This is a genomic window from Kribbella sp. NPDC002412, from assembly GCF_053592935.1.
The window spans coordinates 37862-63094 of the sequence record NZ_JBSFBL010000037.1 but is presented as its reverse complement, the minus strand read 5'-3'; the positions used below and the strand labels follow the sequence as shown (position 1 = coordinate 63094).

Here is a 25233-nt window from a genome sequence, read left to right as displayed (position 1 = left end):
GATCGGGCGGCGAGATGCCTATTCTGACCAGCTACCTTGTGTCCTTGTTCAGTCACCCCCTGTTTTCGCTGCCCGACCAGTTCCCGACCTTCTTCCGGTACGGCAACGACGGCAGGCTGGAGGTGACCGACCAGATCGTCATGGTCCCGGCCCGCATCGCGGGCCTGATCATCGGCTTCCTCGTGCTGCGCTGGCTGCTGCACAAGGTGATCCGCCGGTTCGCCCGCCGGACCGGCAACGGCGCGGTCGCCGGCGTGCTGTCGAGGTCGAAGATCGGCCAGGAGTTCGTCGAGAACACGCTGGCCAGCCAGCGCCGGTCGCAGCGGGCCGAGACGATCGCCTCCCTGCTCTGCAGCACGGTGACCATCGTGCTGACCGCCGTCGCGGTGGTGATGGTGCTGGCCGAGCTCGGCTTCAACATCCTGCCGGTGATCGCGTCGGCGAGCATCATCGGCGTCGCCCTCGGCTTCGGCGCCCAGACGCTGGTGAAGGACTTCCTGGCCGGCGTCTTCATGATCTTCGAGGACCAGTACGGCGTCGGCGACCTGATCGACATGGAGAAGGCGACCGGCGTCGTCGTCGCGGTCGGCCTGCGGATCACCACCCTGCGCGGCGAGGACGGCACCACCTGGTACGTCCGCAACGGCGAGGTGCTCCGGGTCGGCAACCTGACCACCCGCGACCCGGCCAGCTCGGCGCCGTCCGGGGTCGGCAGCGCCACCGAGCGGGCCGAGGAGGCTAGGCCGGAAGACGAAAGTGCGGAGACCGGAACACCGGCCGGAAGCCGAGCTTCAGGTACAGCCCTTCAGCCGCAGAGCCCTCGACCACCTGCAAGGTGAGCCGTCCGCCGGCCGCGTCCCGCCGCGCCTGAGCCAGCAGCTCCGAGGCCAGGCCGCGACCCCGGTACGCCGGTTTGGTCGCGACGGCGTAGATGCCGAAGACGTCGCCGGTGCGGAACACGAGCGTGATCGAGGCCGGGTCGCCGTCGACCCGCAGCAGGTAGAGGGACTGGTCCGGCGCGCGGTAGTTGCGCAGCGCCATTTTGCGCAGCTCCTGCCGCCACCAGTCGACGTCCGGGTCGTCCTCGCCGAGGAAGGCAGCGGCCTGCACCTCCGCGAAGGCCTCGGCGTCCTCGTCCGTGGCGACCCGCTCTAGGGGCTCTCGAGCCACCTCACCGGCCGGCGCCTCCATGTGGACGAGCACTTCGGCCGGCTCGAAACCGGCCGCGATCAGCCGCTTCTCCCACCCCTCGCCGCTCCACGGCACCAGCCGGACCGCCGCCGTACCGTCCGGGATGCCGGCGTCCGCGGTCAACGGGATCCAGCACGAGAAGAAATCGTCCGCGCCGACCACCTCGATCCCGGTGCCGGTACGCCGTACCAGGCCCCGATGGGCAGCCAGAAACGCCAGGTGGTTGTCGAGCAGCACAGCATCGTCCGGCACAGCCGCAGTATGCCGCCGGCCCTGGCTTGCTGTCTGGCAGTAAAACGACGACCGCCCGCGCGACCGAAGTTGCGCGGGCGGTGTGCTGGTGGTTCTCAGGCGGTGAAGCTGACCTCGAGGGTGATCGGGGCGGCGAGGGCCTGGGAGACCGGGCAGTTCTTCTTCGCGCCCTCGGCGAACTCGGCGAACTGGTCGGCGGTCAGGCCCGGCACGCTGCCGACCACCGTCAGCTTGATGCCGGTGATGCCCTCACCGGGCTGGAAGGTCACGTCGGCCTGGGTGTCCAGCGACGCCGGCGGGTTGCCGGCCTGCGCCAGCGCGTGCGACAGCGCCATCGAGAAGCACGCCGAGTGGGCGGCGCCGAGCAGCTCCTCCGGGCTGGTCCTGCCGCTGGCCTCCGGCTCGGTCCGGGCGGCCCAGGTCACGTCGAACGTGCCCAGCCCGGACGACTGGAGGTTGACCTGACCGGCCCCCTCCAGCAGCGAACCTTCCCAGTGGGCCTTGGCGGTACGGGTAGCGGCCATGCTCGTGTTGTCTCCTTCGAAAGAGATTCAGCGGCCGGACACGTCGATCGCGCCCGGGTACTGCGGTTCGTCGGTGTTCACCATGCTGTGCGCGGCCATCACCATGTAGGTCCAGATCTCCTCGTCCCGATCCGGTGGCAGCGCGATCTCGTCCAGCGCGGCCCGCATGTGGCCGAGCCAGCGGTCCCGGGCGCTCGGGGTGACGGCGAACGGGGCGTGCCGCATCCGCAGCCGGGGGTGCCCGCGCTGCTCGGAGTACGTCCGCGGGCCGCCCCAGTACTGCTCCAGGAACATCCGGAAGCGCACCTCGGCCGGGCCGAGGTCCTCCTCCGGGTACATCGGGCGAAGCTCCGGGTCGGCGGCGACACCGCGGTAGAAGGCCGCCACCAGCCGGTGGAACGTCTCGGCCCCACCGACAGCGTCGTAGAAGCTCAGTTGCTCAGTCATAACCGTCCTAGTGTCTCAAGTGGTCACAACGTGGTTGAGCAGGGCGTCCCGTTCTGTGGTTGCGATGGGGCGTTTGGCGTGGGTCTCGCCGTCCACGGTGACCAGTACCGACACCGCCTTGGCGTACACGTCCTCGCCACCGCCGCTGCGGTCGACGATCCGAGATCCCAGCGTGTACGACGATGCGCCGACGGACTCGACCCAGACGTCGACGTCGTACGGCGGGTGCCGGAGCAGGATCGGGCGCAGGTAGTCGACGGTCTGGCTGACCAGGACGACCGGGTGGTCGGCGAAGAAGTCGCCGGTCGTGCCCATGATCTCGGACAGGAACGCGATCCGGGCTTCCTGCAGGTAGTCGAAGTACCGGACGTTGTTGACGTGGTCGTAGGAGTCGATGTCGGACCACCGGACCAGGACCGGGTGGGTGAAGGTCACGAGCCCACCAGCTTCGAGAGGGCTTCCCGCTCGACCGGGCTGATGCGGCGGAGTCGGTTGGCGGTGAAGTCGAACGGGACCAGCTTCGTCCGGGCCTCGACGTACGTCCGTCGCTGCGGCTCGGCGTCCAGGATCTCGTAGTCGACCGTGAACGAGGCGGCCCTGATCTCGCTGATCCACAACTCGATCCGCACCGGCTCGGGCCGGAAGTGCAGCGGGGCGCGGTACTGCACCTCGTGCCGGGCCACCAGCAGGCCGGTCTCCAGGTCGTCGGCGCCGAGCTCCTTGGCGGTCCGGAACAGGAAGTCGACCCGGGCGTCCTGCAGGTAGTCGACGTACCGGCCGTTGTTCACGTGGCCGAGGGCGTCCTGGTCTCCCCACCGCAGCGGGCAGTGGTAGACGTGGCGGTTGTGATGATCCACACGGCGATCATTGCATCCGGGGTGCTTCCGGCGTGACGCAGCGTGGGTAATGTCATCCCCGGCACGACCATGACCGTTAGGAGCAGCCGGATGACCGAGCAGAGGGTGGCGATCGTGACCGGGGCGGCCCGGGGAATCGGCGCTGCCGTCGCGCAGCGGCTCGCCAAGGACGGGAACGCGGTTGCGGTCCTCGACCTGGACGAAGGCGCCTGCGAGGCGACGGTCAAGACGATCACCGAGGCGGGCGGTACGGCGATCGCGGTCGGCTGCGACGTCAGCAAGGCCGACCAGGTGGCCGCGGCGGTCGAGCGGGTCGTCGCCGAGCTGGGCAGGCCGACGATCCTGGTGAACAACGCCGGCGTGCTCCGCGACAACCTGCTGTTCAAGATGTCCGACGACGACTGGGACACGGTCATGTCGGTGCACCTGAAGGGCAGCTTCCTGATGTCCCGCGCGGTCCAGGCGCACATGGTCGAGGCCGGGTACGGCCGGCTGGTCTTCCTCTCGTCGACCTCGGCGCTGGGCAACCGCGGCCAGGCGAACTACGCCTCCGCCAAGGCCGGCCTGCAGGGGCTGGCGAAGACGCTGGCGATCGAGCTGGGCAAGTTCGGCGTCACCGCGAACGCGATCGCCCCCGGCTTCATCGAGACCGACATGACCGCCGCCACCGCGGCCCGGGTCGGTGTCGACTTCGAGGAGTTCAAGAAGGCCACCGCCGCGACCATCCCGGTGAACCGGACCGGAAAGCCCGAGGACATCGCCGCGGCCGCGTCGTTCTTCTGCAGCGAGGAGGCCGGCTTCGTCTCCGGCCAGGTCCTGTACGTCGCCGGCGGACCCCGGAACTGAGAGGGCCCAGGAGATGGCACAGTCCTTCACCGGCATCGACGACGTCGTGCACGCGGTCGGCACCCAGCTGGGCGAGACCGAGTGGCTGGAGATCACCCAGGAGCAGGTGAACCAGTTCGCCGAGGCGACCGGTGACCACCAGTGGATCCACGTCGACGTCGAGCGCGCGAAGAAGGGCCCGTACGGCGGGACGATCGCGCACGGCTACCTGACGCTGAGCCTGATCGCGCGGTTCGGCGACGAGCTGTTCTCGGTGTCCGGGGTGACCGCCAAGCTCAACTACGGCGTGAACAAGGTCCGGTTCCCGGCCCCGGTCCCGGTCGGCTCCCGCGTCCGCGCCGGCGCCTCGATCTCGAACACCTCCGAGACCCCCGCCGGCGTCCAGGTCTCGCTGAACTGGGTCATCGAGCTGGAGAACTCCACCAAGCCCGCCTGCGTCGCGGAGACCGTCGTACTGCTGGTGCCTTAGAGCGGGCAGATCAGGACGGCGTGGGTGGCGACGCGGTAGTAGCCGAGCCACTCGTTGACCGCGATCATCGGGGTGTTGCCGTCGTAGTTGGCGGTGTAGGCGGCCTGCACACCCGCCTCGGCGGCCCGGCGCAGGGCGGCGCACTTGACCAGCTTGGCCAGGCCGCGGCCGCGGTACTCGGGCATCGTCGCGGTCATCCGCGACCAGATCTTGGTGTGGTCGCCGGTGCCCAGGGTGAACGCGATCACCTGGCCGTCGTACACCGCCGCCCTACTCAGGTCGAGCACCACGGCCGGCGACTTCCACACTCCGTCGAGCCAGTCGTCGTACGGCCGGGAGGTGATCTTCGCGTCGCCCGGCTTGGTGCGCTGCGCGACCACATCCGCCTCGTAGAGCCTGCGCGGGTCGACTTCGTTCAGCGGCACCAGTTCAACGCCGGACGGCACGCCGGGCAGATCGGGTGCCTTCCGCGGGTCGATCCCGGCGTAGTGCACCTGCCGCGTCTGCCGGTAGCCCCAGCGCGCCGCCCACTCGGCTGCCGACGGCTCGGCGAACACCCGCGCGCTCCTGGCCCCGGCCGAGCGCAGCTCCTCATGCGTTGCCGTCAGCAACTTCGTTCCGATCCCCCGGCCGCGGTGGTCCGGCCGGACCAGGATGCGCAACTCCCCGTCCAGCGGGTCCGATCCGGCGATCAGCGCGGTCGACGCCCAGCCGACCACCTCACCCTCGTCCACCGCGGCGAACGTGCCCCGGCCCGGAACGGGAGCTCCGGAGAGTCCGCGCCGCAGGGCCGCCGCCGTGACCACCAGGTACGGCGCATGCGCGTCATGTAACGCGATCGCGCCTTCGACATCCCCCGGTTCGGCAGGCCTGATCTCCATGCGAACTCCTTCGGCGAAGTTCCCCGGAACATAACCCGATCCCGGTGCATACCGAATCCGGAAACCCGTTACAGCTCTGTCTCAGCGCGGATTCTTAACGCGTTGATCACCTAGCCGCCAAGTGGACGCAGTAGTCCCATCTCGGTTTGCACGCGGCGGTAGCCGAGCCAGTTGTTGATGGCAAGCATCGGGCCGTTCTCGTCGTCGTTCGACGTGTACGCGGAGGTGATCCCGGCCGCCGCGCAGCGACGCAGCGCGACCGACTTCACCAGCTTGGCCAGCCCGCGACCCCGGTACGCCGGGATGCTCCCGGTCATGCCCGACCAGGCACGATCACTGTCGGTCTCCACCGCGGTGAAGCAGGCGACCTCGTCACCGGCGACCGCGGCGACGCTGAGCGCCTTGTCCAGGGCCGGACCGTTCCAGATCTCCTCGAGCCAGCGGTCGTAGTCGATCGAGTCCAGCGGCGAGTCACTCGGCTCGTCAAGCGTGGCGACCGAGTCAGCGACGTAGGCCTGCCGCGGGTCCAGTTGGTCCATCGACACCAGCTCGATGCCGTCCGGCGTCGGCGGCTGCTCGGGGAGTACGCGCGGATCGACGCGCGAGTAGTGCATCTGGCGGGTGCCGTCGTACCCGCGGTTGCGGGCGAACTCGAGACCGTCGGGGTGCACGAAGGCTCGCGTCCGGACCGCGCCGACCTCGCCGAGGTGCTGGTGCAGCCGCTCGGCCAGGGCGCTTCCAATGCCCTGGTTGCGGTGCTTCGGGTGCACGTAGATCGAGGTGTGGCTCTGGCCCGGTTCGCTGGTCCAGATGTTCAACGCGGCCGATCCCCAGGCGACCAGCTCGCCGTCGACCTCGGCGACCAGCGCAAGAAAGCGTTCCGCGGGCGCGGACACGGTGATCAGGTGCCGGGTCGCGGCCGGCGACATCACCTTGTACTCGTAGACCGCGCGCCGTACCGCCGTCACACCGTCGGCGTCGTCGCCCACGGCCGGCCTGATCCTCACCGGGTTCGCCATGCCCGGACCCTAACCAGCACACCGGTCACCCGCCACGGATTAACACCGGAGCCGAACAGCAACGCGATCGCAACAGCTGCGCGCTCGCTGTGATTCTGCCGTGTGGCCGACTGGCACTAGAGTGGCCCGGTGCTGTCGGACTGATCGCCCCGACCGCCGGAAGTGCCATCGTGCTGGGACACGACGTGGTCACCGGCGGCGGGCGGTCCGCACCCCCTTGACTGGCAGTTGGGAGTCAGGGGTAAATAGCCACTATGCGCGTTACAGATGGTGCGACCGCGGCCGAGGTCTTCGCCGGGCTGATGGTGTCCGACGGGCCGCGAGACGAGTACGAGAAGGCGTTTCGGCCCTTCGCCCCGCTGATCGGGAGCTGGGACCTCGACGTCACCTGGTACGACGACGACGGCCACGTCACCCGGCAGACCAAGGGTGAGTGGCACTTCGCCTGGGTCCTCGACGGGCGCGCGGTCGCCGACATCTGGATCACGCCGAGCCGGGCCGCCCGCGCCACCGACGGCGACGGCGAGTGGGGTCTGTCGATCCGCATCCACGACCCTGAGCTGAACGCGTTCCGCTCCACCTGGATGGGTCCGAAGGCCGCGTTCGTGATGACGTTCATCGCCCGCGCGGAGGCCGACTCGATCCGGCTCGAGTCCCGCGAACCCCTTGCCACCAAGACTCGCTGGATCTTCACCGGTATCACCGAGACCGGCTTCCGGTGGCGCAACGAGGACGAGGATGCCGATGGCAACATCATCGTCCGGCAGCGCTTCGTCGCGACCCGGCCGGCTCAGCCGTAGGTGCGCACCGCGGCGGTGGCGAGTTCGAGCATCCGCGCGCGAATCTCCGGCGGCTCCAGCACCTCGACATCAATGGCGAACCCGAGCAGCACCCCACAAGCAGCCTCACGCACCCGGAAATGCATCGCGAGACGCGGCCAGTCGTCGTCCGACGGGACGTCTCGCGCCTGCTCCCCCTTCACGAGCATCGGTGCGGCAATCCGCCGTACCTGATCGACGACCTCGGGCCGCACTCGCACGACCACCTCGACCCCGACCGGCATGTTCTGCTCCAGCCCGGACCGCAGCCGCTCCCACTCCGCCTGCACATCCAGCTCGGCCGGCCGGTCCGCGACCTCCTCCAGTACGTCGACCTCCTGCACCCGCGACACCCGGTACATCCGTGCCACCCCACGGTGCGCCGCCACGAGATACCAACGCCCAGCCTGCTCAACCAGCCCCCACGGATCGACAGTACGGCGCTGAGGCCGCCCAGCACTCGCCGACGCGTACAACAGCCGCACCCGCCGACGAGTCACCACTGCCTGCCGCAGCACCGGTAGCGCCCCGGTGTCCTCGGCCTCCGCGAACCACCGCCGCCGGTCCACCACGATCGACCCCGACAACGCCTCCGCATCGCCCTGCAACTCGAGCGGCAACGTCGACGACAGCTTGCCCATCGCGGACTGCAGCGCGTCCCGCAGCCCAAGCTCCTCGGACAACGCAGCCCGCCCCGACCAAGCAAACAACGCTTGCGCCTCCCGCGGCGTCAGCCCGCTCACGTCAGCGCGGTACCCGGGCAGCAGCACGCAGCCGCCGTTCCGCCCGCGCTCCGTGTACACAGGTACGCCCGCCGCCGACAACGCCTCCATGTCACGCATCACCGTCCGCGTGGAGACCTCCAGCCGCTCGGCCAGCTCGCGTGCACTCAGGCGCGCATGCCGCTGCAGCAACAGGATGATCTGCAACAACCGGTCCGCTCGCACGGGTTCAGAATATGCGACAGAAGATGTCCTATATCTGCCGCGAGGCTGTCTCCATGACCAATCTCGTGAACGACCCACGCCCGATGCTCGCCCGTGCCCTGGACCAGACCCAGCGCATGATCGGCACCGTCGGACCCGACGACCTGGACCTGCCCACCCCGTGCCCGGAGTACGACGTCCGGACCTTGCTCGGCCACCTGCTCACCGTCGTCGCCCGCATCGACCGGGCGCTGACCGGCGGCGACCCGCTCGAGATCCCGCACATCACCACCGGCGTCGACGACATCCCGACGACCTGGAAGGAGCGCCGTACGGCGCTGGACGCCACGCTGACGAACGACGCCGTCCTCGGCCGCATCTGCAAGCTCCCGTGGGGCACGCTCCCGGGCGTCGCGGCCATCGCCGCCTACACCGGCGAACTGACGACCCATTCGTGGGACCTGGCCAAGGCGACAGACCGCCTCGGCCTGCTCGACGACACGCTGGCGCTGCACTGCCTGCCGCTCGTCCAGCAGTTCATCCCGGCGGACACCCGTGGCGGGCAGGTCCCGTTCGGTCCCGTCGTACCGGTCGCCGACGACGCGTCGCCGTACGACCGTCTTGCCGGCTGGCAAGGACGTCAGCCGTAGGTCCTAGCCGACGATCCCGCCGTTGAGGGTGAGGCCGCCGTCGATCGTGATGGTCTGGCCGGTGATCCAGGACGCCTCGTCCGACAGCAGGAACCACACCAGCGAGGCGACGTCCTCCGGGGTGCCCAACCGCTTCAGCGGGTACGTCGACGCGACCTTGTCCTCACGGCCTTCGTAGAGGGCTCCGGCGAACTTGGTCTTCACCACCGCCGGAGCCACTGCGTTGACCCGGATCTCCGGGGCCAGCTCGACCGCGAGCTCGGCCGTCACCCGGGACAGCATCGCCTTGGTCGCGCCGTACCAGCCGATCCCCGGTGACGGCGCCAGGCCGGCGACCGAGGACAGGTTCACCACCGCGCCGCCGTGGGCGCGCATCCACGCGTCCCGGCAGGCCTTCACCCACGCGATCGTGGCCAGCACGTTCGTGTCCACCATCTTGGCGGCGACGGCCTGGTCGACGTCGAGCAGCTTGCCGTAGATCGGGTTGATGCCGGTGTTGTTCACCAGCAGGTCCACCGACCCGTACGTCGCCACCGCAGCGGCGACCACGGTGGCCCGGTGTTCCGGATCGGCGGCCTTGCCGGCCACCGCGATCGCGTGCTCCCGGCCGCCCAGGGACTCGACGGCAGCGTCGAGCGTCTCCTGGGTGCGGCCGGTGATGACGACGCGAGCGCCATCGGCCACCAGGCGCTGCGCGATCGCCAGCCCGATTCCCCGTGAAGCGCCGGTGATGATCGCCGTACGGTCCCGCAACGACATCAGCTGAGGCGCTCCAGGATCACGGCCATGCCCTGGCCACCGCCGACGCACATGGTCTCCAGGCCGAACTGCTTGTCCTCGAACTGCAGCCCGTTCACCAGCGTGGTCATGATCCGCGCACCGGTCGACCCGAACGGGTGACCGAGCGCGATCGCGCCGCCGTGCACGTTCAGCTTGTCCTCGTCGATGCCGAGCTCACGCGCCGAGCCGATCACCTGGACCGCGAAGGCCTCGTTGATCTCGACCAGGTCGATGTCGCCGATGCTCATCCCGGCCCGGGCCAGCGCCTGCTTCGACGCCTCGATCGGCCCGAGGCCCATGATCTCCGGGGAGAGGCCGCTGACACCGGTGGAGACGATCCGCGCCAGCGGGGTCAGGCCGAGCTCGCGGGCCTTGGTGTCGCTCATGATCACGACCGCGGCGGCGCCGTCGTTCAGCGGGCAGCAGTTGCCGGCCGTGACCGTGCCGTCCGGGCGGAAGACCGGCTTGAGCCCGCTGACACCTTCGAGGGTCGTGCCCGGCCGCGGGCCGTCGTCCTTGCTCACCACGGTCCCGTCGGGCAGCGTCACCGGCACGATCTCGCGCTCGAAGAAGCCGTTGCCGATCGCCTTCTCGGCCAGGTTCTGCGAGCGGACGCCGAACGCGTCCTGGTCGGCCCGGGTGATGCCCTTCAGCGTCGCCACGTTCTCGGCGGTCTGGCCCATCGCGATGTAGATGTCGGGGAGCTGCCCGTCCGCGCGCGGATCGTGCCAGGTCTCGTTGGTCTCGGCGTACTTCTCGGTCCGCTGCACCGCGTCCGCGAACGCCTCGTTGAACGAGCTCGGGTCGCCCACGCCGGCCGAGCCGAAGTTCTTGTACCGCGACACGCACTCGACGCCGGCGCTGACGAAGATGTCGCCCTCACCGGACTTGATCGCGTGGAAGGCCATCCGCGCGGTCTGCGTCGACGAGGCGCAGAACCGGTTGACCGTCGTGGCCGGCGTGTTGTCCCAGCCGAGCTGCACCGCGATCCGGCGGGCCATGTTGCCACCGTGCTCGTCGTGCGGCTCCGCGCAACCGACGGCCAGATCCTCGATCTGGTCCCCGGTCAGGCCGGCCTTGTCGACCGCCGCCTTGATCATCTGTACGGCGAGGTCGTCCGGCCGGATGCTGGTCAGCGACCCCTTGTACGCGCGGCCGATCGGCGAACGCGCGGTGGACACGATGACTGCTTCAGGCATTGCCAGGTCCTTCCTACAGGCCGAGGTCGCGGCCGATGAGTTCCTTCATGATTTCGTTCGAGCCGGCCCAGATCTTGGTCACCCGGGCGTCCCGCCAGGCGCGCGCCACCCGGTACTCGTTCATGTAGCCGTAGCCGCCGTGCAGCTGGACGCACGCGTCCAGGATCTCGTTCTGCACCTGGGCGCTCCACCACTTCACCTTCGCCGCGTCCACGGCGGAAAGCCGGTTCTCGTCGTGCGCGACGATCGCGTTGTCGACGTACGCCTGGGTGACCTCGGCCTTGGTGACCAGCTCGGCGACCAGGAACTTGTTGTACTGGAACGAGCCGACCGACTGGCCGAACGCCTTGCGCTGCTTCACGTACTCGATCGTCTCGTCCAGGATCTGGGCGGCCTGCGCGATGTTCGACACCGCGGCGCCGACCCGCTCCTGCGCCAGCCGCTCCATCATGTGGATGAAGCCCCGGTCCACCTCGCCGAGCACGTTGCCGTCCGGCACGAACACGTCCTCGAAGAACAGCTCCGATGTCCCGGACTCGGTCTGCCCGACCTTGTCCAGCTTCCGGCCGCGGGCGAACCCGTCCATGCCCTCCTCGATCACGAACAGGCTGATGCCCTTCGCGCCCTTGGCCGGGTCGGTCCGGGCCGCGGTGATCACGAGGTCGGCCATGTCGCCGTTGGTGATGAAGGTCTTCGACCCGTTCACCACCCAGCCGCCGTCGACCCGCTTCGCGGTCGTCTTCAGCGCGGCCAGGTCGGATCCGCCGGACGGCTCGGTCATCCCGATCGCGGCGATCGACTCACCGGCGCAGAACTTCGGCAGCCAGCGCCGCTTCTGCTCCTCGGTGCCCAGATCCACCAGGTACGGCGCCGCGCAGTCGAAGTGGATGCCGAAGCAGCTGGACAGCGACGCGGAGACCTTGGAGACCTCCTCGGCGAACACCGCGTTGAAGCGGTAGTCGCCGACGCTCGAGCCGCCGTACTCCTCCGGGACGTCGAGGCCGAGGAAGCCCTGCTTGCCGGCCTCCAGCCAGGCGGACCGGTCGATCGTCTTCTCCTCGAGGAACTGCTCCATCCGCGGCACCAGGGAGCGGTCGCAGTACTCCTTCGCGCTGGCCCGGAAAGCGTGGTGGTCCTCGTTGAAAATGACGCGTTCCATGGGGCCTCCCGTGGATTTGAGACAGATGGCTAAGCGCTTGCTTAGCTTCGCGTGGTTGGGGCAAGGTGTCAACGTGTCCGCAGTCACCAGCCCACTCGTGTGGGAGCACGTCCAGCCGGCCGCCGCGCGCCGGCTGCTGACCGGCGCCATCGACGCGTTCGCCGAGCGAGGCTTCCAAGCCACCACGACCCGCGACATCGCGTCCCGCGCCGGGATGAGCCCGGCCGCGCTCTACGTGCACTACCCGTCCAAGGAGCGGCTGCTCTTCGAGATCAGCCGCTACGGTCACACCGCCGCGCTCGACGTACTGCGCTCTGCCGACACCGGCTCGACACCGGCCGATCGGCTGCGCTCTCTCGTAGCCGCCTTCACGGCCTGGCACGCACAGCACCACACCATCGCGCGGGTCGTCCAGTACGAGCTCGCCGCCCTCACCCCCGAACACCTGGCCGAGGTGGCCGCCATCCGGCGCGCTATCTCCGCCCAGATCGAGGAGGTCCTGCACGCCGGCGTCGCCGACGGATCCTTCGCGGTCGACGACCTCCCCGGTACGACGCTCGCCGTACTGTCCCTCGCCATCGACGTGGCCCGGTGGTACACGCCGCACCGGGGCGACCCGGAGGCGCTGGGCAAGCTGTACGCCGACCTCGCCCACCGGATGGTCCAGGCATAGCAAAGGCCCCGCATCTCGCGATGCGGGGCCTTGAAGCTTGCGTCAGGCCTGGAGCGCAGCCTGGACGTCGAGGTGGATGTCCACCTTGTCACCGATCAGCAGCTTGCCACCCTCGAGCGGCACGTTGAAGTCGATGCCCCACTCCTTGCGGCTGATCTGGGCGGAGGCCTCGAAGCCGATGATGGTCTGGCCGTAGGCGTTCTGGTCCACACCGAGGAACTCGACGGCGAGCTCGATCGGCTTGGTCACGTTCTTGATGGTCAGCTCGCCGGCCAGGATGTAGTCGTCACCCTCCGGCTTCAGGGCGGTGCTGACGAACGTCATCTTCGGGCTGTTCTCGGCGTCGAAGAAGTCACCGGACCGCAGGTGGCCGTCGCGCTGCTCGCTGCGGGTGTGCACCGAGGCCAGTTCGACGCTCACGTTGGTGGTCGACTCCTCCAGGGTGTCCTTGACGTGGATCTCGCCGGCGTACTCCTGGAAGGTGCCGCGGACCTTGGTCATCAGGTGCCGGACGGTGAAGCCGATCTCGCTGTGGGCTGCGTCGATCGCGTAGGTACCGGCGACCAGGCCGGGGATGGTGCTGGTCGGGGTTGCGCCGGTGGTGACGGTCTCGCTCATGGGTTCCTCTCGGGTCTTACTGGGGACGTAACTGGTCGGGGGCGACGCAGTCGCTAGGAAGTTCAAATTTCAACCTGTTGACTACGACAGTAGGCATCAACGGTTTAAATGTCAACTACATTCCCGGTACACTAGGCTCCGTGACGATGACGACTGAGACCCGGTGGCTCAACGCCGAGCAGCAGGTGGCGTGGCGCGCGTACCTGCTGGGGACCGCGCGCCTGATGGCCAAGCTGGACGACGACCTGCGGCAGTTCGGTATCGGCATCAACGACTACGAGATCCTGGTCCGGCTCTCCGAAGCGCCCGACCGCCGGCTCCGGATGGCCGACCTGGCCGACCGGCTGCACCAGAGCCGCTCCCGGCTGACCCACACCGTGGGCCGCCTCGAGGCCGCCGAACTGGTCCGCCGGACGTCGTGCACCAGTGACAAGCGGGGTGTTTGGGCCGAGCTGACCGACGCCGGTCTCGAGCTGCTCGAGCAGGCCGCGCCGACTCATGTCGAGGGTGTCCGCGACAACCTCGTCGACCTTGCCTCCGCCGAGGACTTCGCCGCGATCGGCCGGGTGTTCGACGCGGTCTCGGAGCACATCGGCCAGCGCTGACCGGCGACGCAGGCGGGAGCGCCCAGCCGGCCTAGCGGACTTCGTTGTAGCGGAGAGCTAAATACTTTGAGCCCGCCGCGCCTCGCCGGGAAGACTCTCGTGGCGTGACGGACTTTCACCAAGACGGCCGGGCCGGCATCGACGCTGCCCTGGTACGACGACTGCTCGCCGACCAGTTCCCGCAGTGGGCCGACCTGCCGGTGACTCCGGTCAAGATCGACGGCTGGGACAACCGGACCTACCGGCTGGGTTCCGACCTGACGGCACGGCTGCCCACCCACGAGTCCTACGCCGCCGCCGTACACAAGGAGCACCAGTGGCTGCCGGTCCTCGCGCCGGCGTTGCCGGTACCGATCCCTGAGGCGGTGGCCAAGGGCGAGCCGGGGCGTGGATATCCGCACCACTGGGCGATCCGGCGCTGGATCGACGGCCGGACCTCGTCGTACGACACCGTCGCGGACCTGTCCGACTTCGCCCGCTCGATCGCGGAGTTCATCCTCGCGTTGCAGGGTTGCGACGCGACCGGTGGACCTGCGGCCGGGGCACACAGCTTCTACCGGGGTGCGCCGCCGGAGCATTACCACGACGAGACCATGGAGGCCCTCGCCGCACTGAAGGGTCGAATCGACACCGACCTCTCGCAGGAGGTCTGGGAGACGGCACTGGGTACGGCGTGGGACCGGCCGCCGGTGTGGTTCCACGGCGACATCGCGAGCGGCAATCTGCTGGTGCAGGACGGCCGCCTGTCCGCCGTGATCGACTTCGGGACCTCAGGGGTCGGCGACCCGGCGTGCGATCTGGTGATCGCCTACACGTTCTTCTCCGGCGAGTCCCGGGAGGTCTTCCGGGACGCCGTACGGCAGGACGCGGGCACGTGGGCACGTGCCCGCGCCTGGGCGCTCTGGAAGGCGCTCATCACCTACGACTCGCCGGAGAGCCCTCGGGTGGTCACCGAGGTCCTCGCGGATCACCTGGCTACACGAAGGCCGTGACACCTTCGTACTCGGCGACGCGGGCCGCGCCGACGGTCTCGTACTCAAGGACGACGAGGCCGTTCGGCGTCACCTCCTGCTCGACGAGCCGGAGGCCGAGGGCTTCGCTCGGGTGCTCGATCAGGCGTCGGCCCGATCCGACCACGGTCGGGGCGACGACGAGCCTGAGCGTGTCGACCAGGCCGGCGGCCAGCAGGGCGTTGCCGAGGCGTGCGCTGCCGTGGATCTGGAGCTCGCGTCCTGGTTGGGTCTTGAGCTTGCCGACTGTCTCGACGGCGTCGCCGCGGAGCACGGTCGTGGGGTTCCAGCTACCCTCGGTCAGGGTGTTGGTGGCGACGTACTTCGGCAGGGAGTTCATCCGGGCCGTGTACGGGTCGTCGGGGTCGGTGATCTCCGGCCAGTCCCGGGCGAACGCCTCGTAGGTACGGCGTCCGAGCAGGATGCCGTCGGCCAGGTCGAGCCAGCCGGACGTACGCCGTACGAACTGTTCGTCGATGTACGGCACGAGCCAGCCGCCCTTGGTGAAGCCATCACTGGTGTCCTCGGTCGGCGAACCGGGGCCCTGGCTGACGCCGTCGAGGGAGACGAACTCGGTGAGCACGAGCTTCATCGGTCAGCCCCCTCCGCGAACTCGGCGAGCTGCTTGGTGACCGTGCCCCAGCCGTCCGCGAAGCCGAGTTCCTCGTGGAGGGCGCGGGACGCCGGGTCGGCATGCCGTACGACGATGCGGTAGTCGGTGCCGTCCGGGTGGTCGGCCAGGCTGATCTCGGCCGTCATCGCGATCGGCTCCGGCTTCGCGGGACGCCAGGAGCTGTCGACCGCGTTCGTGAACACCAGCCGCTCCTCCTGGTCGACGACGAGGAAGGTCGCGTCGAGATGCGGGCCGAACCGCTCGCCGTCTTCGCTCAACCGAGTCACCATGGCGCCGCCGGGACGGACATCCAGCCGCTCGACTCGGCACTTGGCCGGCGCCGGCACCCACCACTGCGCGAAGCGGTCCGGATCCGTCCACGCCTTCCAGATCACGCCGCGCGGCGCGCGGATGACCCGCTCCAGGGTCAGGTCGAGCTCCGGGTTCATGCCTGCTCCTCCATCGAATCAGTGACGAACCGTTCGAGCCGATCGGTCCGGTCTTCCCAAATCCGCCGCTGCTCGGCCAGCCAGTCGTCGACCAGCGCCAGCCGCTCCCGGTTCAGCACACAGGTCCGCACCCGCCCGACCTTGACCGTCCGGATCAGCCCGTTGCTCTCCAGCGTCCGGACATGCTTCATGAACGACGGCAACGTCATCGGAAACTCACTGGCCAACTCCCCCACACTCGTCGGCCCCCGCCCCAACCGCCGAATAACGCCCCGCCGAGTCGAATCCGCCAGAGCCACGAACACCCCGTCAACCTCCGCCAAATACTGAGCCACAAAGCTAAGTATTAACCCTCTCAACACTTAGCGCAAGAGCTAACTATCAACCCCCACCCCGGCACCTCCCCCGGCCCACCCACACCCCGCCGCCGCTCCGGCCCCGACAAACAGCAGCGCCCACCTCGCCGGAGGCGAGGTGGGCGCTGCAAGTTCTTGCTTCGACTAGTCCCGAGTCAGCTTCCGGTAGGTGACCCGGTGCGGCCGCGCCGCCTCCGGCCCCAGCCGCTCGACCTTGTTCGCCTCGTACGACGCGAAGTTCCCCTCGAACCAGAACCACTGCGCCGGGTCCTGTTCAGTCCCCTCCCACGCCAGGATGTGCGTCGCCACCCGGTCCAGGAACCACCGGTCGTGGGACACGACCACAGCGCACCCCGGGAACTCCAGCAGCGCGTCCTCCAGCGACTGCAGCGTCTCCACGTCCAGGTCGTTGGTCGGCTCGTCGAGGAGCAGCAGGTTGCCGCCCATCTTCAGCGTCAGCGCGAGGTTCAGCCGGTTCCGCTCACCGCCGGACAGCACACCGGTCGGCTTCTGCTGATCCGGGCCCTTGAAGCCGAATGACGCGACGTACGCCCGGCTCGGCATCTCGAAGTTCGCGACCTTGATGTAGTCGAGCTCGTCGGACACCTGCTGCCAGACCGTCTTCTTCGGGTCCAGCCCGCCGCGCGACTGGTCGACGTACGAGATCTTGACCGTGTCACCCAGCTTCAGCGTGCCCGCGTCCGGCTGCTCCTGGCCGACGATCATCCGGAACAGCGTCGACTTACCGACACCGTTCGGGCCGACGATGCCGACGATGCCGGCGCGCGGCAGCGAGAACGACAGACCGTCGATCAGCTTGCGGTCGCCGAAGCCCTTCTCCAGCTTGCTGACCTCGAGCACGGTGCTGCCCAGGCGCGGACCGGCGGGAATGTTGATCTCGTCGATGTCCAGCTTCTTGGCCCGCTCGGCCTCGGCCGCAAGCTCCTCGTACCGGGCCAGGCGGGACTTGCTCTTGGTCTGCCGGGCCTTCGCGTTCGACCGGACCCACTCGAGCTCGCGCTCCAGGATCTTCTGCCGCTTCGCGTCCTTCTGCCCCTCGACCACGAGCCGCTGCTTCTTGGTCTCCAAGTACTTCGAGTAGTTGCCCTCGTAGCCGTAGGTCCGGCCGCGGTCGAGCTCCAGGATCCACTCGGCCACGTTGTCCAGGAAGTACCGGTCGTGGGTGATCGCCATGACGGCGCCCGGGTACTTCTGCAGGTGCTGCTCCAGCCACAGCACGGACTCGGCATCCAGGTGGTTGGTGGGCTCGTCGAGCAGCAGCAGGTCGGGCTGCTGCAGCAGCAGCTTGCACAGCGCGACCCGGCGGCGCTCACCACCGGACAGGTTGTCGACCAGTACGTCGGCCGGCGGGCAACGCAGCGCGTCCATCGCCTGCTCCAGTTGGGCGTCGATGTCCCAGGCGTTGCGGTGGTCGAGCTCGGTCTGCAGGTCGCCCATCTCGGCGAGCAGCGAGTCGTAGTCCGCGTCCGGGTCGGCGAGCTCGGCGGAGATCTCGTTGAAGCGGTCCAGCTTCTGCTTGGTGTCGCCGACGCCTTCCTCGACGTTCTCGAGGACCGTCTTGCCCTCGGTCAGCGGCGGTTCCTGCAGCAGGATCCCCACCGTCGCGTCGTCGGCCAGCCGCGCCTCGCCGTTGGAGGGCTGGTCGAGCCCCGCCATGATCTTGAACAGCGAGGACTTTCCGGTGCCGTTCGGCCCGACCACGCCGATCTTCGCGCCGGTGAGGAAGTTCAGCGTGACATTGTCGAGAACGACCTTGTCGCCGTGCGCCTTCCGGACGTTGCGAAGCGTGTAGATGAATTCCGCCATACCCCAGAGCCTATGTGCTCGGGCGAGGGTGTTCCCAACCAGCCCTCGATTGTCCACAGATCCGCGATCGGTACGGCGGAACCCGGCGCGGCCCGTGCATCTTCTCCGGTGACAGCGCATCCGCGATCGATCGGAAGGTGGCCATCATGAGCTTCGGCGAGACCTATGTGACGGTGCAGGGCTGGGTCGGCAGCGACCTGGATTTCAAGGAGATCGGCGGGCAGACCGCCCGGGCGACGTTCCGGCTCGGCTCGACCCCCCGGACGTTCGACCGCAACCTCGGGACGTACGTCGACAAACCGACGACCTGGTACACGGTCGAGTGCTGGCGCGCCCTCGCCCAGAACGCGTACGAATCGGTGCATGTCGGTCAGCCGATCCTGGTCACCGGCCGGCTGCGAACGCACGAGTGGACCGACGACGCCGGCGAAACCCGCAGCCGCGTCATCCTCGAAGCCTTCTCCCTCGGCCACGACCTCAACCGCGGCACGACGACCTTCACCAAGACCCCACCCCGCCACGCCACCGCACCCACCTCATCCTCCGACACCTTCGAGTCCACCACCGCGTTCTCCCTGACCGGCTCCACCGGCTCCCCTGGGTCCTCAGGCGACTACGGCAGGCCCTCGCCGGGCCCGGCCGACGCCTCCGCCTCGCCGTACCCGGCCGAGGAGTACTCAGCCACCCCGCTGCCCCTCACCCCGACGACCAGGGAGTCCGAGGCGGCATGACTATCTCAGTCTTGACTTATATAAGTGATGAGCGGCAGTCTGAGACGCACAACAGCCTGAGACGAGAGGGACAAGACCGTGATCGACATCCTCGAGCACATCAACGCGGTTCAGCGCGAAGTCAGCCGGACCGGGGAGACGGTCACGGTGGTGATGCGCCGGTCGTACCAAGCCGACCCCGACGAGGTCTGGGACGCGCTGACGGACCCGGAGCGGATGCGGCGCTGGTTCCTGCCGGTGACGGGCGACCTCAAGGTCGGCGGCTCCTTCCAGCTGGAGGGCAACGCCGGCGGCGAGATCCTGGAGTGCGAGCCGCCCAAGCGGTTCAAGGTCACCTTCGGCGGCCCGACCAGCCTGCTCGAGCTTCGGTTGGCGCCCGGCTCCGGCGCCTCGACCGAGCTCGAGCTCGAGCACTCGATGAGCGAACCCCCGGCGCCCGGTGGTTCCGGCGCGCTCTGGGTCGGCCCCGGCTGGGACGGCGCCTTCCTCGGCCTCGCCCTCTACGTCAGCGGCGAGCTCCCCGAGGACACCGACCCGATGGAGATGGCCAACTCCCCCGAGGTCATCAAGTACAACGAGCACTGCGTCCGCGCCTGGATCGAATCCGTCCGCGCGTCCGGCACCACCAAGGAAGAAGACCTGGCAGAAGCCGCCAAGCTCTCCATGGCGCAGTACTCCCCTGGTGCCGAGGTCTGACCGAGCACTCCAGCAGCTGTCCCACGGTGACTACCCCGTGGGACAGCCATGGACGACTAGCGGCGGGCGGTGGCCAGGCTGTCGCGGCAGGTCGTGTAGGCGTCGAGCTCGGCCCGGGCCGGCGCGACGATGTGGCTGTCGGCAACCTTCTCGAGCTCGGCGCGGAGAGCCTTGGCGACCAGACGGCCACGGCGAGCGGCTCCGCTGGTCGCGAAGAGGCGGCACGCAAACGAGACGGCGACGCCCAGGAGCGCGCCACCGATCAGCATGATCGTGGCGTACGGGATACCGTTCCACTTCGGCAGTGGCGGATCCTCGAGCTGCAGGAAGCCGAACACGGCCAGCGCGGCGAGCCACAGCCCACCGCCGAGCGCCACCAGGAACAGCAGCCACTGGATGAACCGCACTGCGCTCCACCAACCGGGGTTGTTGCTCGTCCCGAGGTCCGTGCGAGCGACCGCCTGGTCGAGCTCGTCGCCGAGCGACTCCTCACGGCGACGGATCGCCGAGCGGACGGAGTCGGCCCACGGACGGGACAGTCCTTCGGCGGCCTTGTTGGTGATCGTGCGGACCGCGGTGTCCATCCGCGCGCGCTGCACGGGTGTTGCCGCAGGCAACGAGGAGCGCGCGATCGCGACCTCCTGGGACGCGGACTTGCGCAACGCCTTGCCTTGTTGCCTCGGCACCTGATCCAGGTGTAGCCGCCGCAGCGGATCCGGCCGGAATCGCCCAAGCCACTTGGTGACCGGCCAGCCCGTCGCTCCACGAGCCCGCTGCAGGTAGGAACGACGTACGGCGTCAACGACCACTGGCACGCCGCTCGCGTCGGACAGCGCGTCGACGAGTTCGGTGATGTCGGCCTTCGCGATCTCCGGAGTCTTCGCGTTGCCGCACTGGCTCGCCATCCGGTCCGCGACCCGGTCGACATCGGCGGCGAGCCGCTCCCGTGCGGACCGCTTGTTGTTGACGCGCTTGACCAGCAGCGTGCGGAGCTCCTCCAGTCCGTCGCCGCTCACCGCGGACGTCGCGACGACGTTCGGCGACTTGAGTCCGTCCGACTTGAGCAGACGGTCCAGGTCGTTCAGGCAGCTCTTGCGCTGGTCCGGGGTCAGCTTGTCGATGTGGTTCAGCGCGAACACCATCACGCCGGAGTGCGAGGCGAACGGCTTGATGTACCGGTTGTGCAGCGCGGCATCGGCGTACTTCTGCGGATCCACCACCCACACGAGCATGTCGACCAGCTCCACGAGCCGGTCGACGATCAGGCGGTGCTCGACCTCGGTCGAGTCGTGGTCGGGGATGTCCAGCAGGACCAGACCGTCCAGGTCTTCCGACCGCGCGTCCTCCAGGGAGCTGCGATGCTGCACCTGGTGGCGGCGCGGGATCCCCAGCCAGTTCAGGATCTCGCCGGCCGGCTCCTCACCCCACACACAGGCGAGCGGCATCGAGCTGGTCGGCCGGCGGGTGCCGATCGCGGCCAGGTCGAGCCCGGTCATCGCGTTGAACAGCGACGACTTCCCGGAGCCGGTCGCTCCGGCCAGCGCCACCACGGTCAGCTCGCCGGACATCCGCAGGCGTTGCCCGGCCCGCTCCACGATCTGCGTGGCCTCGGTGAGCACCACCGGGTCCAGCCGGCCCTGACCGGCCTCCGCGGCCTGCTCCAGTGCCTCGATCTTCGTCAGGACATCGGTAGAGCCCCTCACCAGGCCCTTGACCGTATCCACAATTCCCGTCACGTGCAGTCCTCCACCGCGCGCGCGGCCTCCGTCAGTTGCCTGGCTGCCTCGGGATCGACCGGATGCTGGTCGAGGACAGCCAGAAAGCGGGCGAATTCGGCATCCATCAAGGCATGAACCCTACCGTCAAGGTCCTCCCGGGCCTTAGCCACCAGGGTCCGAACGGCCTGATCGCCGAAAACGGCCTCCAGCAACTTCTGCCCGACCACGGCGGTTCCGGCGCCGACACCCACCTCGGCGCCGGTGATTCCCGCCGTACTGGCGAAGATCACGATCATCAGCGAGAGGCCGAGACCGTTCACGCCGTACGCGAGGATGCGGGCGGTCGAGCGCTTGTCGGCGCCCTCCTTGCGGACCAGGTCGAGCACGAAGCCCTGCCACTCGCGGACCGCGCGACCGGCCGCAGCCGGGAAGTCCTTCGACATCCGGCCGAGGTCGCGGTCTCCGGCGGCGAGCAACTGACGCCCCGGCGCGGTGGACTGCCAAGACTCCTCGGCGCGTTCGGCCGCTGCCTCGGCGTGCTCGCGCAGCAACGACTCCAGGCCGGACTCGACCGCGTCGTTCAGATCCCGGGTCGGCGGCGGCTTGCCGACGACCGCGCTCTTCATCTTGTCTCGCAGCCGTCCGACGTTGGTCTGCAGGCCCTTCAGGAGTTCGCCAGTCCCGACGAACTCCTGCCAGCGGGCCAGCACCTCGCCGCGCAGCAGCGTGCCGTCCTGCGTCGCCTTCGCGATGTCCTTGACCGCCCGGTCGTATGCCGTCTCCGCCGTCGACCGCAGCTCGATCGCCGTCTCCGCCTGCGCCTTGACCGCGGCCGCGAACGGCGGCGTCTTCTTCACCATCGCGGTGACAGCGCCATGCAGGGTACGGCGGACAACGGCCGACCGCGCCTCCTGGTCGGCGGCCAGGTCGATCAGCCAGTCCTTGATCGAGGCAACGGTCTCCGGCGGCAGCATGCCGTTGCCGTCGACAACCGTCTCCTTGATCGAGAACAGCGGCGAGTCGCCGAGCCCGCGCTCGAGCAGCATCTGCGCGAGGTGCCCGGTGATGTCGTCGATGGTGTCTTCCGGAGCCCGGTCCAGCACGACCGCGACCGCCGTACTGCGGTCCGACGCGCTCTGCAGGAACTCCCACGGCACGGCGTCCGCGTACCGAGCCGCCGTGGTGACGAACAACCACAGGTCGGCCGCGGCGAGCAGCTGGGTCGCGAGGTCACGGTTCGCCTCGACGACGGAGTCGATGTCCGGTGCATCCAGGATCGCGAGCCCGCGCGGAACGGTGTCAGCGGCAACCAACCGCAGCTGGCCCGGATCCTCCATCCCACCCGGCTTGTCCCCACTCGACCGAGCCATCCCAGGCAGCACCCGGTCCCCGACGAACCAGTCCGCGTCAGCCGGGTGGTGAATCAGAACCGGCGACCGAGTAGTCGGCCGCAGGACGCCGGGCTCACTGACGACCTTCCCGATGATCGTGTTGACCAGCGTCGACTTCCCCGCGCCAGTAGACCCACCGACCACGGCAAGCACCGGAGCCTCGAGCTGCACCAGCCGAGGCAAGATGTAGTCATCCAGCTGATCCAGCATCGCCTTCTGCTGCTGGCGAGCCTCATCAGCCCCCACCACATCAAGAGGCAACTGACTGCCGGCCAACGCTCCCCGAAGCCGCATCAACGCCGTAATCAACGCCATAGCAGCCTGCTCCGCAGCCACCTGCTCAGCCAACTGCTCCGCAGTCAACTCCTCCGCAGGCTCCTCAACCTCCCCACCCTCACCCGCATCACCAGAAGCCACACCAGCCAACTCCCGGGACCCGCCATCGGAGCCCTCACCACCCGCCGCCTCGGAGCCCTCACCCGCGGCCCCCGCAGAGCCATCACCAGACGCCTCACCAGCCGCCGGCCCCTCAGAGCCCTCACCAGCCGACCCCGCCGAGCCGTCACCAGAAGCCTCAGCCGCAGACTCCCCACCACCCTCACGGGAAGCCTCGCCCGCGGCCTGCTCGCCACCCTCACCAGAGGACTCACCCGCGGACGCATCATTCGCGTCACCGGAGCTCTCCCCAGCCGGCTGCTCGCCTGCGTCGCCGGAGCCCGCAGTTACGGCCTCCTCGCCAGCCTCCCGCGCACCAGCGTCGCCCCCGGTCGCCTCCGCAGCCTCCCCAGAGGTCCCCGCCGCAGCCGGCTCGCCAGACTCCTCGGCTGCCTGCTCGTCAGCCGAGCCGCCTTCGTGAGCCTCAGCAGACGGCGACTGCTCGTCAGCTGCAGCCTCGTCAGCAGATCCCTGCGGCTCAGCACCCGCAGCACCGCCGGTCTCACCGGACGCCAACTGCTCGACAACCGCGGCTTCGTCGACCTCACCGGTTGCCTGCGGCTCAGCGACCACAGCATCGTCGCCCTCAGCGGATGTCTGCACCCCGGCAACTGCTTCGTCAGCCTCGCCGGGCTGTTCCGCCGTAGCCTGAGCTCCCTCAGCACCCCCGCCGGCCCCATCGCCCGACTCGTCGGCCTGCCCGGCAACCGCCGACTGCTCCGCCGTCCCAGCCTGCTCCGCCGTCGCAGCCTGCTCGGCCGTCTCCGGCTGCTCTGCCGTCACGGACTGGTCGTCGGCCGCGCTGGAGTCCTCGGGAGCACCCTCAGCAGCTTCAGCACCCTCGGCGCTCTCAGCACTCCCGGCCTGCTCATCGTCTTCAGCCTGCTCAGCAGTGGACTCCTCGACACCGCCGGCAGTCGGGCCCTCGGCGGGCTCGCCGGCGGCCGACTCTTCGGACTCCTCGGCTGCTCCGTCGGCCTGCTTGGAGGCGTGCTGCTCCCCAGTTACTTCCGCGTGCTCGGATGCCTCGGTGGGCTGGTCGGGTGAGTCGTCGGCCTCGGCGCCAGCCTGCTGATCAGCCGCAGTCTGCTCGTCGGCAGGCTGTTCGCCGGCAGGCTGTTCGTCGGCGGGTCGCTCGTCGGCGGCGCCATCTGCGCGCTCAGAGTCTGCCTGAGGCGGCTCGACTGCCTCTAGTGGAGCGGCTGCCTCGTCCGACTGCTTGTCCGAGGCATCTGCCTGCTCGGGGGCGTCGGTGGGTGGCTCAGCGGGGTTGTCGGCTGCGGGTTGCTTGGCGGCGGACTTGCCTGACTTCTTGGACTTCGCCGACTTGGGCTTGGCTTCCGCGGCAGCAGGCTGCTCGGCGTTCGCGGACTTCTTGGGGAGGCCGACGATGATGTTGCCGTACTCAAGGGGGAAGCCGTCAGGTGACTCGTCCGGCTCGTAGACGACGCCTACGGTCGGGCGTTCCGCTCCAGGGTCAGCCCCCGTCTGCGCGGCTTGTGCTGGCTCGGTTGATGCCGGCTCGACTGGAGCCCCCGCTGCACCGTCCTGAGCGGCCGCACCGTCCTGCGCGGCTGCACCGTCCTGAGCCGCCCGGCCGTCAACGGTTGCTTCCTCGGCAGCGGTCTGCTCGTCAGCCTTGCCCGTCGGCCCGTCGACCTCGGTCGCCTTCACGGCTGCCTCGGGCTGGTCGGGAGCTGTCGCCTCCGCATCGTCCGCGTCGGTGCTGGGCTCCCCTGCAGGCGACCCCTCGGTGCCGGGTGCCGCGGCGGCCGACTCCTCGGTGCTGGGTTCCGCTGCAACCGACTGCTTGACGGCGTCCTTCGCCACGTCAGGCTGCTCGGCTGTCGGCTTCGCCGTACCGGAGTCCTCGGTGCCGGTCGAGGCGGGGGGTTCCGGCGTGGTGGTGGTCTTGCGGCGGCGGCGCCGCCAGAAGCCTTTGCCTTTGGCATCTGACTGGGCGATCAGGTTCGCCAGCTCCTGGGCAGGCTGATCCCGGTCCGGAACCCGCGGCTCCGAACCCTCACCTGCTGCTGACCTGATGTCAGCCACGGCGTCCGCCCACGAGCACAGAGTGCCCGGTCGGACAGCGC

General features: G+C 69.1%; 28 protein-coding genes. 10 read left to right on the top strand and 18 right to left on the bottom strand.

Features of this window, described 5'->3' with window-relative positions:
* Positions 1–38 precede the first annotated feature (38 nt).
* Positions 39–839, top strand: a complete 801-nt coding sequence (locus ACWCOV_RS27030) for a mechanosensitive ion channel family protein (RefSeq protein WP_449832106.1) — start codon at positions 39–41, stop codon at positions 837–839.
* Here the strand turns inward: ACWCOV_RS27030 and ACWCOV_RS27025 are convergent.
* From ACWCOV_RS27025 to ACWCOV_RS27005, 5 genes are all read right to left on the bottom strand, one after another.
* Positions 739–1443, bottom strand: a complete 705-nt coding sequence (locus ACWCOV_RS27025; RefSeq protein ID WP_449832105.1) for a GNAT family N-acetyltransferase — start codon at positions 1441–1443, stop codon at positions 739–741. The two genes, ACWCOV_RS27030 and ACWCOV_RS27025, sit on opposite strands and share 101 nt — an antisense overlap.
* Before the next feature lie 95 nt (positions 1444–1538).
* A complete protein-coding gene (locus ACWCOV_RS27020) occupies positions 1539–1967 on the bottom strand; it encodes an OsmC family peroxiredoxin (protein WP_449832104.1) in 429 nt (142 codons plus the stop codon).
* A 27-nt stretch (positions 1968–1994) separates the two neighbouring features.
* Entirely contained in the window at positions 1995–2414 is a 420-nt protein-coding gene (locus ACWCOV_RS27015; RefSeq protein WP_132207589.1) for a globin, read from the bottom strand.
* A 15-nt stretch (positions 2415–2429) separates the two neighbouring features.
* Complete coding sequence (locus ACWCOV_RS27010) at positions 2430–2849, bottom strand: acyl-CoA thioesterase (protein ID WP_449832103.1); 420 nt, start codon at positions 2847–2849, stop codon at positions 2430–2432.
* Positions 2846–3271: an acyl-CoA thioesterase gene (locus ACWCOV_RS27005; RefSeq protein ID WP_449832102.1), complete on the bottom strand. Its 426-nt coding sequence runs from the start codon at positions 3269–3271 to the stop codon at positions 2846–2848. Before ACWCOV_RS27005 ends, ACWCOV_RS27010 begins: the two co-directional genes overlap by 4 nt.
* 90 nt (positions 3272–3361) lie before the next feature.
* On the opposite strand from ACWCOV_RS27005, the gene fabG reads away from it, so the two are divergent.
* Entirely contained in the window at positions 3362–4117 is a 756-nt protein-coding gene (gene fabG / locus ACWCOV_RS27000; protein WP_449832101.1) for a 3-oxoacyl-ACP reductase FabG, read from the top strand.
* Between the two features lie 13 nt (positions 4118–4130).
* Positions 4131–4586: a MaoC family dehydratase gene (locus ACWCOV_RS26995; RefSeq protein WP_449832100.1), complete on the top strand. Its 456-nt coding sequence runs from the start codon at positions 4131–4133 to the stop codon at positions 4584–4586.
* Here the strand turns inward: ACWCOV_RS26995 and ACWCOV_RS26990 are convergent.
* Together ACWCOV_RS26990 and ACWCOV_RS26985 are read right to left on the bottom strand one after the other, a co-directional pair.
* Complete coding sequence (locus ACWCOV_RS26990; RefSeq protein WP_449832099.1) at positions 4583–5467, bottom strand: GNAT family N-acetyltransferase; 885 nt, start codon at positions 5465–5467, stop codon at positions 4583–4585. The genes ACWCOV_RS26995 and ACWCOV_RS26990 overlap by 4 nt on opposite strands.
* A 110-nt stretch (positions 5468–5577) precedes the next feature.
* Positions 5578–6486, bottom strand: a complete 909-nt coding sequence (locus ACWCOV_RS26985) for an N-acetyltransferase family protein (RefSeq protein WP_449832098.1) — start codon at positions 6484–6486, stop codon at positions 5578–5580.
* Positions 6487–6740: 254 nt separating this feature from the next.
* Here ACWCOV_RS26985 and ACWCOV_RS26980 point away from each other — a divergent pair, with 254 nt between their 5' ends.
* Complete coding sequence (locus ACWCOV_RS26980; protein WP_449832097.1) at positions 6741–7286, top strand: hypothetical protein; 546 nt, start codon at positions 6741–6743, stop codon at positions 7284–7286.
* On the opposite strand, the gene ACWCOV_RS26975 is transcribed toward ACWCOV_RS26980, so the two are convergent.
* Complete coding sequence (locus ACWCOV_RS26975; RefSeq protein WP_449832096.1) at positions 7277–8251, bottom strand: helix-turn-helix transcriptional regulator; 975 nt, start codon at positions 8249–8251, stop codon at positions 7277–7279. The two genes, ACWCOV_RS26980 and ACWCOV_RS26975, sit on opposite strands and share 10 nt — an antisense overlap.
* A 53-nt stretch (positions 8252–8304) precedes the next feature.
* On the opposite strand from ACWCOV_RS26975, the gene ACWCOV_RS26970 reads away from it, so the two are divergent.
* The gene (locus ACWCOV_RS26970; protein ID WP_449832095.1) at positions 8305–8880 is read left to right on the top strand and encodes a TIGR03086 family metal-binding protein; all 576 of its coding nucleotides are present in this window, start codon (positions 8305–8307) and stop codon (positions 8878–8880) included.
* Positions 8881–8883: 3 nt separating this feature from the next.
* Here the strand turns inward: ACWCOV_RS26970 and ACWCOV_RS26965 are convergent, their stop codons facing one another.
* From ACWCOV_RS26965 to ACWCOV_RS26955, 3 genes are read right to left on the bottom strand one after another with little or no spacing between them, the layout of a single operon-like run.
* Positions 8884–9639: an SDR family oxidoreductase gene (locus ACWCOV_RS26965; protein ID WP_449832094.1), complete on the bottom strand. Its 756-nt coding sequence runs from the start codon at positions 9637–9639 to the stop codon at positions 8884–8886.
* The gene (locus tag ACWCOV_RS26960; protein WP_449832093.1) at positions 9639–10859 is read right to left on the bottom strand and encodes an acetyl-CoA C-acetyltransferase; all 1221 of its coding nucleotides are present in this window, start codon (positions 10857–10859) and stop codon (positions 9639–9641) included. Before ACWCOV_RS26960 ends, ACWCOV_RS26965 begins: the two co-directional genes overlap by 1 nt.
* Before the next feature lie 13 nt (positions 10860–10872).
* Entirely contained in the window at positions 10873–12018 is a 1146-nt protein-coding gene (locus ACWCOV_RS26955) for an acyl-CoA dehydrogenase family protein (RefSeq protein ID WP_449832092.1), read from the bottom strand.
* A 73-nt stretch (positions 12019–12091) separates the two neighbouring features.
* On the opposite strand from ACWCOV_RS26955, the gene ACWCOV_RS26950 reads away from it, so the two are divergent.
* Positions 12092–12691, top strand: coding sequence for a TetR/AcrR family transcriptional regulator (locus tag ACWCOV_RS26950; RefSeq protein ID WP_449832091.1), 600 nt, complete (start codon positions 12092–12094; stop codon positions 12689–12691).
* A 42-nt stretch (positions 12692–12733) separates the two neighbouring features.
* Here ACWCOV_RS26950 and ACWCOV_RS26945 read toward each other — a convergent pair whose 3' ends face one another.
* A complete protein-coding gene (locus tag ACWCOV_RS26945) occupies positions 12734–13309 on the bottom strand; it encodes a YceI family protein (RefSeq protein ID WP_449832090.1) in 576 nt (191 codons plus the stop codon).
* A 146-nt stretch (positions 13310–13455) separates the two neighbouring features.
* Between ACWCOV_RS26945 and ACWCOV_RS26940 the strand changes: the two genes are divergently transcribed.
* Together ACWCOV_RS26940 and ACWCOV_RS26935 are read left to right on the top strand one after the other, a co-directional pair.
* The gene (locus ACWCOV_RS26940; protein ID WP_449832138.1) at positions 13456–13914 is read left to right on the top strand and encodes a MarR family winged helix-turn-helix transcriptional regulator; all 459 of its coding nucleotides are present in this window, start codon (positions 13456–13458) and stop codon (positions 13912–13914) included.
* Between the two features lie 104 nt (positions 13915–14018).
* Complete coding sequence (locus ACWCOV_RS26935) at positions 14019–14906, top strand: aminoglycoside phosphotransferase family protein (RefSeq protein ID WP_449832089.1); 888 nt, start codon at positions 14019–14021, stop codon at positions 14904–14906.
* Here the strand turns inward: ACWCOV_RS26935 and ACWCOV_RS26930 are convergent.
* The 4 genes from ACWCOV_RS26930 to ettA form a co-directional block, all read right to left on the bottom strand.
* Entirely contained in the window at positions 14890–15516 is a 627-nt protein-coding gene (locus tag ACWCOV_RS26930; protein ID WP_449832088.1) for a dihydrofolate reductase family protein, read from the bottom strand. The two genes, ACWCOV_RS26935 and ACWCOV_RS26930, sit on opposite strands and share 17 nt — an antisense overlap.
* Positions 15513–15986, bottom strand: a complete 474-nt coding sequence (locus ACWCOV_RS26925) for an SRPBCC domain-containing protein (protein ID WP_449832087.1) — start codon at positions 15984–15986, stop codon at positions 15513–15515. The genes ACWCOV_RS26930 and ACWCOV_RS26925 overlap by 4 nt, the downstream gene beginning before the upstream one ends.
* Complete coding sequence (locus ACWCOV_RS26920) at positions 15983–16285, bottom strand: ArsR/SmtB family transcription factor (RefSeq protein WP_449832137.1); 303 nt, start codon at positions 16283–16285, stop codon at positions 15983–15985. The genes ACWCOV_RS26925 and ACWCOV_RS26920 overlap by 4 nt, the downstream gene beginning before the upstream one ends.
* Positions 16286–16486: 201 nt before the next feature.
* Positions 16487–18169: an energy-dependent translational throttle protein EttA gene (gene ettA / locus ACWCOV_RS26915; RefSeq protein WP_449832086.1), complete on the bottom strand. Its 1683-nt coding sequence runs from the start codon at positions 18167–18169 to the stop codon at positions 16487–16489.
* Positions 18170–18315: 146 nt separating this feature from the next.
* Between ettA and ACWCOV_RS26910 the strand changes: the two genes are divergently transcribed.
* Complete coding sequence (locus tag ACWCOV_RS26910; protein ID WP_449832085.1) at positions 18316–18900, top strand: single-stranded DNA-binding protein; 585 nt, start codon at positions 18316–18318, stop codon at positions 18898–18900.
* A gap of 78 nt (positions 18901–18978) precedes the next feature.
* On the top strand, positions 18979–19596 hold the full coding sequence (locus ACWCOV_RS26905; RefSeq protein WP_449832084.1) for an SRPBCC family protein: 618 nt from the start codon (positions 18979–18981) through the stop codon (positions 19594–19596).
* 56 nt (positions 19597–19652) lie between these two features.
* Here ACWCOV_RS26905 and ACWCOV_RS26900 read toward each other — a convergent pair whose 3' ends face one another.
* Together ACWCOV_RS26900 and ACWCOV_RS26895 are read right to left on the bottom strand one after the other, a co-directional pair.
* Complete coding sequence (locus tag ACWCOV_RS26900; RefSeq protein WP_449832083.1) at positions 19653–21299, bottom strand: GTPase; 1647 nt, start codon at positions 21297–21299, stop codon at positions 19653–19655.
* Between the two features lie 29 nt (positions 21300–21328).
* Positions 21329–25192, bottom strand: a complete 3864-nt coding sequence (locus ACWCOV_RS26895; RefSeq protein WP_449832082.1) for a dynamin family protein — start codon at positions 25190–25192, stop codon at positions 21329–21331.
* Positions 25193–25233: the final 41 nt, after the last annotated feature.